10 protein-coding genes are annotated in these 12305 nt (G+C 53.9%); 4 read left to right on the forward strand and 6 right to left on the reverse strand.

All coding sequences use genetic code 11. The annotated features are described in order from the left end of the window. Window positions 1-15 precede the first annotated feature (15 nt). The 3 genes from ACT53D_RS09865 to ACT53D_RS09875 form a co-directional block, all read right to left on the reverse strand. A complete protein-coding gene (locus ACT53D_RS09865) occupies window positions 16-468 on the reverse strand; it encodes a DoxX family protein (protein WP_476155942.1) in 453 nt (150 codons plus the stop codon). Beyond that, complete coding sequence (gene bufB, locus ACT53D_RS09870) at window positions 452-2182, reverse strand: MNIO family bufferin maturase (protein WP_476155944.1); 1731 nt, start codon at window positions 2180-2182, stop codon at window positions 452-454. The genes ACT53D_RS09865 and bufB overlap by 17 nt, the downstream gene beginning before the upstream one ends. Window positions 2183-2254: 72 nt before the next feature. Continuing rightward, window positions 2255-2524 carry a hypothetical protein gene (locus ACT53D_RS09875; protein ID WP_476155946.1) on the reverse strand — a complete coding sequence of 90 codons (270 nt, stop codon included), beginning with the start codon at window positions 2522-2524 and terminating at the stop codon, window positions 2255-2257. 211 nt (window positions 2525-2735) lie between these two features. Here ACT53D_RS09875 and ACT53D_RS09880 point away from each other — a divergent pair, with 211 nt between their 5' ends. From ACT53D_RS09880 to ACT53D_RS09890, 3 genes are all read left to right on the forward strand, one after another. Further along, the gene (locus ACT53D_RS09880) at window positions 2736-3599 is read left to right on the forward strand and encodes a bestrophin family protein (protein ID WP_476155948.1); all 864 of its coding nucleotides are present in this window, start codon (window positions 2736-2738) and stop codon (window positions 3597-3599) included. Between the two features lie 134 nt (window positions 3600-3733). After that, window positions 3734-5062 (forward strand): chloride channel protein, encoded by a 1329-nt coding sequence (locus ACT53D_RS09885; protein WP_379074210.1) that lies wholly within the window; start codon window positions 3734-3736, stop codon window positions 5060-5062. A gap of 147 nt (window positions 5063-5209) precedes the next feature. Further along, window positions 5210-5446 carry a DUF2789 domain-containing protein gene (locus ACT53D_RS09890; RefSeq protein WP_194748910.1) on the forward strand — a complete coding sequence of 79 codons (237 nt, stop codon included), beginning with the start codon at window positions 5210-5212 and terminating at the stop codon, window positions 5444-5446. 65 nt (window positions 5447-5511) lie between these two features. Here ACT53D_RS09890 and ACT53D_RS09895 read toward each other — a convergent pair whose 3' ends face one another. Genes ACT53D_RS09895 through ACT53D_RS09905 form a run of 3 tightly spaced genes read right to left on the reverse strand, consistent with a single transcriptional unit; the run spans window position 5512 to window position 11122 of the window. Next, a complete protein-coding gene (locus tag ACT53D_RS09895; RefSeq protein WP_476155951.1) occupies window positions 5512-8589 on the reverse strand; it encodes an efflux RND transporter permease subunit in 3078 nt (1025 codons plus the stop codon). Beyond that, window positions 8586-9737: an efflux RND transporter periplasmic adaptor subunit gene (locus ACT53D_RS09900; RefSeq protein ID WP_476155953.1), complete on the reverse strand. Its 1152-nt coding sequence runs from the start codon at window positions 9735-9737 to the stop codon at window positions 8586-8588. The genes ACT53D_RS09895 and ACT53D_RS09900 overlap by 4 nt, the downstream gene beginning before the upstream one ends. After that, entirely contained in the window at window positions 9734-11122 is a 1389-nt protein-coding gene (locus tag ACT53D_RS09905; RefSeq protein WP_476155955.1) for a TolC family protein, read from the reverse strand. The genes ACT53D_RS09900 and ACT53D_RS09905 overlap by 4 nt, the downstream gene beginning before the upstream one ends. Window positions 11123-11340: 218 nt before the next feature. On the opposite strand from ACT53D_RS09905, the gene ACT53D_RS09910 reads away from it, so the two are divergent. Continuing rightward, window positions 11341-12249 (forward strand): hypothetical protein, encoded by a 909-nt coding sequence (locus ACT53D_RS09910; RefSeq protein WP_476155957.1) that lies wholly within the window; start codon window positions 11341-11343, stop codon window positions 12247-12249. The last annotated feature ends 56 nt before the right edge of the window (window positions 12250-12305 follow it).

Below are 12305 nucleotides of genomic sequence, written 5' to 3' on the forward strand. Positions count from 1 at the left end.
ATGCACGGATGAGCATTAATGGTTTTTGTAGCGCCGCTCCAGCCAATCATCCAGCGAAGCCTTGCCTGCCCCGCAAATCGCCAGCCAGGTAAACACAGCAAAGTAAGTCGCCTCCTCAAAGCCGAGCAAGGTTTCCAGCGAATCGATATCGGCCAGTTTTGCCGAAATAATCGCTACCACCATCACCACCGCCAGTGCCCCGCCACAAATACGCGTCATCAAGCCCAGAATCAGGCCTAACCCACCGAAAAACTCCCAGCCGGCCACAAATGGCGTCATGAATTCTGGGAAAGGGATGCCCCAGCTTTGAAAGTTCTCAATAATGGCGGGTAGGTTATTCAGCTTGCCCCAGCCCGTGAGCATAAAGGTGTAGCCCACCACGACGCGGGCGACCAACGGGCCCAGCCATTCAAAATGCGCAGCCACTTTTTTCGGCCAAGCGATCAATCCCTCAAACAAGATATGCATGTGTTTCCTCCTTTTGCAGATGAGCGGTGTCAGCCGCGGTAGCGTCAATCGTCGCCGCCACCTGAGTTGCGGCCAGCAAGCCGTTTCTCATCCATTTTGAAAAATAGGCCATGACCTCGGGGCCTGCTGCGTCATCCAGACCAGCTAACGCCTCGCCCACGGTCGCCCCGCCAAACAAGGCAGTCAGCAATGCGAACTCCTGCGCCTCCAGCGTCATGCGCCAAACCACATCCTCATGGCGATACACCACCAGATACTCGTCAACGGCTTCGTCCATCGGCGTCGGCACCTCGTCCATCACGGCCTGATAGTATGCATTCACACCGTGGCTAAAGTGCGCCAGTGTTAACGCTGCTCTGGGCATCAGTTGCAAGTCCATCAATCCATCCGGCGTGAGCCCCTTTAGCTGCGAAGCTTCCAGCACAGGCGTTTCAGCCGGGTCCATCATTTGTGCGACCAGCGTTTCCAACTGGCAGAGCGCATGGGCAAAACCATGCTTAGGCAGCGCAATTTGCATAAACGCAGGCAGCTTGAGCGCAAAGCGGCCGATATTAAAATGGTCTGGTTGCACCGCCGCAATAAAATCCCACAGCAGCCGGTCAAAGACTGGTGGCGTTAAATAATGCGCCAACACCGGATAATCTTCGGCCACCACGTCAAACAAGCGGTAACGGTACGCCTCGGTATACACCGACAACTGTGCCTCTGGCGCAAACTCGGCCTTGGCGCGTATCCACTCTGTCGGACGACTGTCCATGCGATCGCCCAGCACAATGGCTTGCTGAAAGTGGGTTTGCGCCTGCAGTAAAGACGGTTGCATGGCTGGGGTAGATGCCTCAACCGACTTGGCTGACTCTGGCAAGGCATAGGCGCTAGCCTGGCTAGCCACTTGCCGGGCTTTCTCCAGCTCAGCAGCCAACACCGGAAACTCCGGGATCTGGTCATCCCACTCAATCATGGTATTCGGCACGCGGCCAGCCCGGTGCACCACATATTGGTACAGCCCCCACACAGCCTCCGTCACATGGTCATCGTGGGTATCAACGATGTGACTGCCTTTGTTGCGGTGCCCCGAAAGATGCACCTGAATCACCCGCTCCATTGGCAGGGCATCCAGATAGGCTTGTGCATCCAGCCGGTGGTTGTAGCTCGTCACATAGACATTATTCACATCCAGCAGCAAATGGCAGTCTGCCGCTTGCGCCATGGCCGCAATAAACTCGGCCTCTGGAATGGTGGAATGCTTGAACTCCAGATAGGTAGATGGATTTTCGAGCGCGATTCTGCGGCCCAGCCTGTCCTGCACCTGGCAGATACGCTGCACAATATGCTTGAGCGACTCTTCGGTGTAGGGCAGCGGCAGCAAATCATGGGTATTTTTATGTGCCACACCAGTCCAGCACAGATGATCCGACACCCAGGCCGGTTGCACCCAGTCAATTAGCGCCTTGAGCTTGGTCAGGTATTCAGAATTCAATGCATCTACACTGCCGATGGACATCGACACACCATGCATGACGATCGGGTATTGCTCCTTGATACGCGCCAGATTGCGCTTGGGCTTGCCGTCGGTATCCATAAAGTTTTCAGAAATAATTTCAAACCAGTCCACCTGCGGCTGCTGTTCAAAAATATACGGGTAGTGCGTGGGTCTGAGGCCCAGTCCAAAGCCCAGATTGGGGAATGCATTTGTTACAGGATTGGTCAGCAGCATGACAATTCACTCCTTGCAAAGCGGCAGGGCCACTGCCCCGCCACCTTGAAATGATTCAAGAAAATGACCTGCTTACTTACTGCCGTCCGTGGCGCATGAACCATGCCCTTTACACGCATTCTTGCCATCACCGCCCTGGCCTTTACAGGAATTTTTGCCTTTGCATGCATGCTTCTCTTTACCGTCAGCAGTTTTGCAATTGGCCTTTTCCATCTTGGCGTTATCTTTGCTATTGCAGCCAGACTTGCCTTCATCCCCAGCAAATGCAGGGCTGGCACTCATCACCGTTGCAGTGAACAAACCTAACAATGCTGCGCTGGCCAATTTTTGAGTCGTTTTCATACTATCTCCTAAGGATTCAATTAAAAAGTTAAACAGAAAATGTGTTCTGTAACCCTTAGTCGAGGCAAGCAACGCGGCCTTACAGATTTTTTGAAAATAATTTAAAAATAGTTGAGTGCTTGCAAAAGGCGGCCAGAACAGCGCCGTCCTGGCAACAAAGATTGTGTCAGTGCCATGTTAAACTGGGGCCAACATTTCACAGGCAATCGGCATGATTCAATACAACCCCAAAGACTGGCTGACCTTCATCTTTCGTTTTCACGAGTCAGATACCTTCCGCCAACTGATGCCGATGATGCTACTGATTGGCGCCTATGCCGGAGGCGTCGCCTATCTTGAAATCGAATACTGGAAGCTGGCCGACAGCAGCCATGTCAAAAATCTGTCGCTTATACATACCACCGTCGGTTTTGTCTTGTCCTTGTTGCTGGCCTACCGCACCAATACCGCCTACGACCGCTGGTGGGAGGGCCGCAAAGCCTGGGGGTCGCTGGTCAATAACAGCCGCAATCTGGCAATCAAGCTATCGGCTTACCTGGGCGATGACCACGACCGTGATTTTTTCAGAAAAATTATCCCCACTTATGCCACCGTGCTTTCCCAACACTTGATGAATGCCGAGGTGAGCAAAATGCTGTTTGAAGGGCTGGATCTGGACATTGACCACCATGAGCACCACCCGAACCAGATCGCCAAGCGCATTTTTCAACAAGCCAACTTGCTTTATACTTCAGGCAAAATCAGCGGTGACCAGTTTTTTATTATTCATGACGAACTCAAGTCCTTCACCGAAGTGTGCGGGGTGTGCGAACGGATCAAAAACACGCCCATCCCCTACTCTTATAGCGCGTTCATCAAAAAATTCATTTTCTTCTACGTGATGACGCTACCGTTCGGCTTTGTGTTTAGCCTGGGCTATTACGTGATCCCGGTGGTGGTGTTTATCTTTTACGTCTTAGCCAGTCTGGAGCTGATTGCCGAAGAAATTGAAGACCCGTTTGGCACCGACACCAATGATTTGCCTACCCCCAAAATGGCGGCAAATATCAAAAAGCACGTCGAAGAGCTACTTTAAACGTCATAACAAGTATTTATGCTCATCATATTTGTTATGATGTAAGTGCATTTTTGTTAAAGCCTGCGCTCATGAACTTAAGTTTAGTGCATCGCGCAAGCACCCACTCCCGGTAAACTGGCAGCGATACCTCCATGCTGAACGACCTGAAAAATATCCTCGCCTCCATCAAAATGACTGATGTGCATCTGTGGCTAGGCCGTCTGATCATCTGGTCGGCGGCCATCATCACCGGGCTGGTCATTGTGTTGTTTGCCCGTGCCACCGAGTATGCCATCGCCTGGTTTGATCAGATGCAATCGGCGCTCTGGTGGCTACCGCTCATCGTCATGCCCGTGGTAGGCATTTTTATAGTCTGGGCGACCAAGCGCTGGTTTGCCGGCGCTGCCGGCAGCGGCATCCCGCAGACCATGGCGGCGCTGTCGTACGCAGAACATCAGCCGATTGGCCATTTGGTATCGATTAAAATTGCGGTCTCAAAAATGGGGCTGGTCATCCTCGGCCTGGCCGCAGGTTTTTCCGCAGGCAGAGAAGGTCCTTCGGTACAAGTGGGGGCCAGCATCATGCATGCCTTTCGCCGTTTTTTGCCGCAAACCTTTCAAATCGACCCTAAACACCTGATTCTGGCCGGTGGGGCCGCGGGCATTTCGGCGGCGTTCAATACCCCGCTGGCAGGGATTATCTTTGCCATAGAAGAGCTCAGCCGCAAATTTGAGCAAAGAACCAATGGCGTGATGATTTCGGCCATTGTCTTGTCCGGGCTGGTTTCGATTTCATTGCAAGGCAATTACACCTATTTTGGCAGCCTCAGAGTGAGTCCGATTGATACGCAAATTTTGCTGCCCGTGCTGATTGGCGGGCTGGTATGTGGCGTGTTTGGCGGCATCTTCAGCAAAACCCTGATCGAACTCACAGAAAACCTGCCCGGCAGAATCACCCGCTTGCGTACCCGTCATCCGCTATACTGGACGGGCTTTTGTGCGCTGCTGGTGGCCGGCCTGGGCATTGTCAGTCATGGTGCCGCCAATGGCTCAGGGTATTCACTCACCAAGGCCATGCTCAATGGCTCCATCAATGAAACCTGGTACTACCCTGTGGTCAAATACCTCTCTACCATCTTCACTTATTTAAGCGGGATCCCCGGCGGCATTTTTGCCCCGGCGCTCTCTATCGGCGCGGGCATAGGCTATGACTTAGCCAGCATTTTTCATTACCACCACCTTACCATTGCCTTTAGTGCCTTGTGCATGGCCGGCTTTCTGGCCGGCGTAACACAAGCGCCCATCACCTCGTTTATTATTGTCATGGAGATGATAGACGGCCATGAAATGGTGATCAGCCTGATGGCGGTGTCACTGATTGCCACCGTCACCTCGCGCATCTTCAGCCGCCCGCTTTATTCGGTACTTGCTGGCCAGTTTACCGCTGGCCCGCCAGATCAAAAGCGGCTGGATCACCCCTGAGGCCAGGCAGCCGTCAGAGAACCACTAGCCGACCAAGTTTCGGCGTAGACTGGTGACCTCAATGACCGCGCAGGTAGGCAGGCGAATCGTTTGCCCGCCTCGCAGATGCCGTGCTTAGTCAACCTCACAACGTCAGGAGTCCGCCTTATGGAAGCGTCACTACACAGCCTCAACAATCTGTTTGCCCAACTCGGCTTGCCGAATAGTGATGCCGAGATTGAACAGTTTATCCACACGCATCGTCAACTGGCCGGCACCATTTCACTGGCGGATGCCCCGTATTGGACACCGGCGCAAGCAGCTTTTTTAAGAGAAGAAATATTGAAGGATGCGGACTGGGCAGAGGTCATCGACCAGCTGAATGCCAGGCTACATGCCAAATAAGGCGGAATGACTGTGCGGCTAAGCCTGTACAGCCTCTGATAAAAAAGCCGCACTAGGTGGCTTTTTTATCGGGCATGTCTGCCGTGCAAGGCCTGATACATCACCGGCAAAATAAATAGCGAAATCACTGACGAGAAGAACAGCCCCCACACGATCACTGTCGCCAGCGGGCGTTGTACATCCGAGCCCAGCCCCGTCGCAAGCGAGGCGGGCAGCAAGCCCAAGATCGCGACCAATGAGGCCATCATGACTGGCCGCATGCAAACGCTGGCGCCCTCAATAATCGCGGTATGCAAGGCCTGCCCCTGCGTTGAGTAGTTTTTAATGGTTTTAACCATGAGTACCCCGCTCATGATCGACACCCCAAACACGGCGGCAAAGCCAACCCCGGTAGACACATTCAGATGCATGCCGCGCATGAACAGCGCCAACAGCCCGCCCGCCAGCGCGGCGGGCAACACAGACAACACCACCAGCGTATCGCGATAGGATTTAAAAAAGAAAAACAGGATGGCAAAGATGATGGCCATGGTCAGCGGCACCAGCACCTTGAAGTGGTTGGCGGCACGGTCCAGATTTTCATACATGCCGATCCAGCTCATCCGGTAACCGTTTGGAATCACCATTTTTTGTGCCAGCAACTGTTGCGCTTCGGCGACGAAGCCGCCCTGATCGCGGCCACGGATGTCGCTGCGCACGGTGATTCTATGCTTGCCATCACCGCGGGCGATAATCGTTTGCCCATCTACCACACGGATGGTAGCGACCTGCGACAGCGGGATCGTCACGCCATCGGTGTTGGTCACCGGCAAGCGTTCTATGGCATTGACAGAGCTGATGGCCGCCTTGTCAAACTTGGCCACAATATCAAACCTGCGCTCGCCTTCGTAAATCACGCCCACGGGTGCACCGCCAATCGCATTATCAATAAACGCCGAAAGATCATGAATATTGACTTTGTAGCGCGCGCACAAGGCACGGTTGGGCGTAATCACCAGCTGCGGCTGCGGCCCCTCCTGCTCGATATTCACATCCACCGCACCGTCCACCGTTTTCAGCCAATCCTCGGACTGCCTGGCCAAGCCCAGTAACACATCAAGGTCTGGCCCGGAAAACTCCACCGCCATATCGGCCGAGGTGCCGTTGGAATCCTCGGTCACACTGTCGATAATAGGCTGGGTAAAGTTGAATCGGGTGGTTGGAAACTCATTTCTAAATGCCTGCCCCAGGGCAACAATCAACTCGGCCTTGGTGGCAAACTGCTGCCAGCGCTCATGCGGTTGTGGCACAATCATCATCTCGATCCGGCTTGGCGGATACGGGTCGGTGCCGCTGTCATTGCGGCCGGTCTGAATGGTGGCATACTTCACCTCCGGGTACTGCAGCGCAATTTCGCGCAAGCGCTTGCCAAACAGTGCGGTCTGCTCAAGCGATGTCCCCTCCGGGAAATTGGCGCGCACCCAGACCACGCCTTCATCCATATACGGTAAAAACTCGCTGCCGATTTTGGGCACCACCCAGACCAGCAGCAAGATCAGGCTGGCAAACACCGCCAACAGCGTTTTCGAGGCATGGCGCAACAAGTGCGTGATGCCACGGGTATACCACTGATTCACGCGCTCGAGGACTGGGTTGTGCCGCTCCTTGAATCCCTGTTTAAAGATCATCGTCGCCAGCACCGGCACCACAAAGAATGAGAATAAACTGGCGCCTATCAGTGCAAAAATAATGGTCATGGCCATGGGCCGGAATAACAAGCCCTCAATATGCGTGAGCGAGATCAGGGGCAAAAAGCCACCAATAATCAGCAAAATTGAAACGAATACTGGTTTTTCCACCTCCAGCGTGGCATTGAGCACCGTGAGCTCCACCGATGGCGGATCCGCGGCATGATTGCGCTCATCCAGACGTCTGGCTATGTTTTCAGAAATGATGATCGCCCCATCCACCAGCACACCGAAATCAATCGCACCCAAGGACAGCAAGCCAATCGGGATATCGGTCAAATACATCACCAGCAAGGCAAACACCAACGCCACCGGAATGGTCAAGGCCACCAGAATAGCCAGCGAGGGCCGTCCAAAAAACAAGAACAGCACCAGCAACACCAGCGCAATGCCTAACACCACGCTATGCGTCACCGTATGCAAGGTGCTGTTGATTAGCTCACTGCGGTCATAAAATGGCACCAGCTGGACGCCCTTGGGCAGCATGCCGTCGTTCAGCTCCTGTATCGCCTGTTTGACCCTGGCCAGCACCTCGGAGGGGTTTTCGCCTTTTCTGAGCAAGACGATGCCTTCGACGGATTCATCCACCGTATTCTTGCTAAAAATCCCGGCCGGAATCTTTTTGTTGATTTGCACACTGGCCACATCGCGCACGTAAATGGGCTGGCCATCGATATTCTTGAGAAAACTATCCTCAATATTTTTCTTGCTTTTGATCGCACCTTCACCGCGAATGACAAATGACATACTGCCTCGCGACAGCAGGCTGCCGCCCGAGTTGGCGTTGTTTAATTGCACGGCCTCAATCACATCATTCACCGACACATCGTAGCGACGCAATTGCGAGGGATTCAGAATAATGCCGTACTGTTTCTCATAGCCGCCGAAATTGGTGACCTCGGCTACCCCATCCGCCCGTAACAGCCTGGGGATCACCACCCAGTCATTCAGGGTACGCAACTGCACCAGGTCGCTGCCCTCACCGCCGGTCAGCTGATAGCGCACCATCTCCCCATACGCCGTCGCCAGTGGCCCCAGCTCGGCCTCAGCCCCCGGCGGCAGCGTAAACAGTGACAGTTTTTCCTGCACGCGCTGCCGCGCCCAGTAACTTTCGGTGCCTTCCTTGAAAATAAGCTGAATCACCGACAAACCAAAGATGGTTCGCGAGCGGACGGTCTCCACATTGGGGACATTTTTCATCAGGATTTCGAGCGGCACAGTGACCTGGCGCTCGACATCCTCGGGTGCCTTGCCCGGAAACACCGTAATGATCTGCACCATTTGCGATGAAATATCCGGATAGGCATCGATTTTCATGCGCGACAGGGAATACAGGCTCAACAGACTCAGCGCCGCCAGCACGCCGATGACGATCCATTTGTACTGCAATGCCTGGCGAATCAATTTCGCCATCATGATGCAGCACTCTCATCCGTATTCACAATCTCTACCGCCTTGATGGCCAAAGGCTTGAGCAAAATGGCGCCATGCGCAATGATGGTGTCGTGTTCTCGCAGCCCGGACAGGATTTCAACCGATTTACGGTCAAAATTATCGCCGATGGTCACTTCCACCAGCTTCCAGGTATTCGGCTGACTCAAGACAAAGACATAATCTTTTTTATTGAGATGAATCAGGGCCTCATTCGACACCAGCATTTTTTTGCGCTGCTCAGTGCCTAACTGGATATCGGCAAACATGCCGGGCCTGAGCTGATGCAGGCTGTCCTGCAGCGCATAGTAAATGCGTAAGGAACGCTTCTCAAATGACACCAGCGGAGAAATACTCGCCAGCTTGCCCGCAAAAGGTTTATCCGCATTGCCGTAAAACACGGTGGTCAGGGCCTGGCCCGCATACACCTTGCCGGCATTCATTTCCGGCACATCGCCCGCCACCAACACTTCATCCGCCTTCAGGCGGATCAATAAATCAATGTCTATGCCCTGCTGAAACAGCTGACGTTCCGCATCCGCACGGTTGTTTCTTGCCTGGTTTAAAGCGCTCTGAATATCAAACAGCGCTTTCTGCCCTTCCAGCTGCGCCTGTAGCAAGTTGGCTTCGGACAAGCTCAAGTCTCTGGCAGCTTCTGTGCCGATATCCACCAGTTTTTTCAGGCGCTCCACCTCTATCCGTTGCGAGTGCAACTTGGCCTCGTTCAACTCGGCAGTTTTCTTGTACTGCTTGCTCAAAAACTCGATTTCATTGCCATCGTTTTTCCAGTTGGCATACAAACTGGAGATTTGCTGATTGATGAACTCATACTGCTCATCGGCGGCCGCGCTGGTCGGTTTTCGTTTGGCAATAATGCTGCCTGTCACGGTCAAGTCCGGCAAACTGACCGCTTGCAGTTGCAGCTGCTCGCGCAGAATCTTGCGATTAAAGGTAGAAGCCGGATCAATCAGGATTTGCCCGTTCCGCAACAGCGTCACTGCCTGACCCTGCTGGGCCGGTGCCGATGCGACCGCAGGCTTGACCGAGCGTGTAGCCATGTAATAGAGGCCGGCACCTACTATTCCCAACAACACCAGTGCAACTAGGGCGCCTTTTTTTTGTAATTGACTCATTTTAAAACCTGCTTCCCAATGGCTGCATTCAAGGCGTAGAGCGAATGCCAATAGTTGGATAACGTCATAATGTGTACGCGATTGGTTTCCCGGTAGTTTCTTTGCGCATCCAACAACTCGAACAGACTCTTGCCGCCCAGCGCGTAAGCCGCTTTCATCTTGTCACGGATCACTTTAGAAACACCCAGCTTGGTGTCGGCCTCATTGACCAGCACCAGATACGAAGCGTCATAAATGTGGTAATTTCGCTCGATTTCAGACCTGAGCTCAATCAGCTGCGTATCCAGATCCAGCTCACTCTGTCTTTTGAGTGATTTGGCCTTGGCAATATTGCCCTGGTTGCGGTCAAATACTGGCAACGAAACATCCACGCCTATGCCCCAGGCATTCTGATCCGGGAAACCAATCGCCTCTTTCTGAAACTGGCGGGTCACCCCCAAATGGGTCACCACCGAGGGATAGGCCTTGACCTCTTCGAGCTCGATATTGCCGACTGACTGTTCGATTTGCCGCTTTAGCATGGCGATATCCGGCCGGTTTTCCTCGGCCATCTGGATCAAATACTCAGGATCACTGATCGGCTGCGGATGCTCAATCTCCAGGCTGCCAACCACGTGGATGGCTTTGTTCTTTTGCATGCCCAGAAAGGCCTTCAGGCGGCTAATGGCATTTTCCACAGCCACCCGTTTGGCGCGCAACTCGGTTTGGCTGGAGAGCAAAGACAAATTCACTCTATCCAGCTCGATAGACCCGGCCCCGCCGATTAACACCCGTTTTTCCGTCAACGCTTTCAGGGCCGCCAGCTCGGTGAAATCCTCCTGCGCCAGCGCTTGCAGATTTTGCGCCTCCAGCACATCGTAAAAAGCTGCAATCGCCCCAGCAATGCGCAACCGGATAGTGTCATTCACACTCGCCCTGGCCACCTCCACACCGAGTTGGGCAGCGCGCATCTCAGCCGCACGCTTGCCAAACACAAACCAATCAATCGGATATGCCACCCCGAGATCAAACTGCGGAGGGCCGCCTTGGCGATTGACGTTAAAAGACTGATTCAGCGGCATCAAGGTATTAGAGACGTTCATCACCGGGTTAGGCGGCAACTTGGCCGTGACCAGGTCCGCCTCGGCCTGATAAATGCCTTCCACCGCAGACTTGATTTGCGGGTCTGCCTGCAGCGCGAGATAGATGGTTTTGTTGAGATCGAGCGCCGTGTCTTCCAGCTGCTCAGCAGCCAGCGGTGAATGATTTTGATCGGGTAACCGGGCGGAGAGGCCGTCTTTGACAAAAGCGGGCGGCGCAATAACCTCCGCTGCAAAAGCAGGCATCTGCACGGCTGCCAACAGGAGCAGTAACAGCGGTCGGAGATGCGGAAACAATGACTTCATAAAGGCGGCATTTCAAATGTCGTCCATCATGAATCCATTTTGTGAAGGATTTATTACAACCGCCTAAAATGCCTGGTTTTCATGCCTAAAGCGCCTTTGCATGCCAGCCAGCATCGTAGCGAGATTGCAAGCCTGCAGCACTCATACAATCAGTGCGCTGACACCCTTGCAGAAAAACGGTTGAATGCTCACTTGTACCACACTTAAAATAGGTCACTATGATCGCCCGCTACGACTACAATCTACCCCCAGCACACAGCATCGTAAGGTTGCAAAACTTAAGCGTCACCGAGCAATCCCGGCTGCTGCCACAAGTGTTTGCCCTTGCCCGCGAGCAATACCCGGAATGGCCCGCAGAGCAGTTGCCTAATTGGCTGGCTGCCTTGGCGGGCGGCAATGCCAACGGCACCAAAATGGCTGTGTCGGTGGTGCTGGATGCGCAGGGTGAAGTCGCTGCCGCCAGTGCGCTGGAGCTGTATCGCAACGGCACCGCCATGATCAACTACAGCCTGGCCCGAAAAAGTGTCGAGCATGCTAGTGCCGAGCGTGATAGTGCCAAGCATAGTAGTCCCGAACAGAGCGCCGCGCTGATTTACGCCGCGACCAAAGACATGGCGGCGGGGATTCAAGCCTTGCAGGCACAAGGTGAACCCATCCACTTTGTCGGCAAAGAGCATCATTTGCAAAGCCTGCGCGCCATTGCGGGCTATTATGCGGTGGGCCAGGTGCCGATTGACGGCCCGACCTCTTTGCTCACGCGTGCGGTGAAATATTACGAGGTCGCCTATGGTGACCCGAAAGAAGTTGAAACTCAGGCTAGAATAGACCATGCGATGATGCTGGCTGACCCTAAAGCAGGCTACTCCCAAGAGGAGAATGTGCACCTGTGGCTGCTGGGTGACTTTATCCCCAGCGCGCCCAACAAGCCCTTGGCCGAATCGCTGCGAGCGCTGGCAGACACCTATGCCCAAGAGCACAGCATCTTCCGCGAAAAAGACATACGCTTAGACCCTGGCTACAGATCGCTACACCAGCTGGCTGACCATTTGCCAGCGACGGCCACTTATCAACAAGCCGTAGAGGCCTCGGCGGTAGGCGCGGCGCAATGGCTGGGTTTGATTGCATAACAGCCTTGCCGCCGTTTGCTGCGCACCCTATCCATCGCTACGACACCAATGCGTAT

Source organism: Methylophilus sp. DMC16, assembly GCF_056314045.1.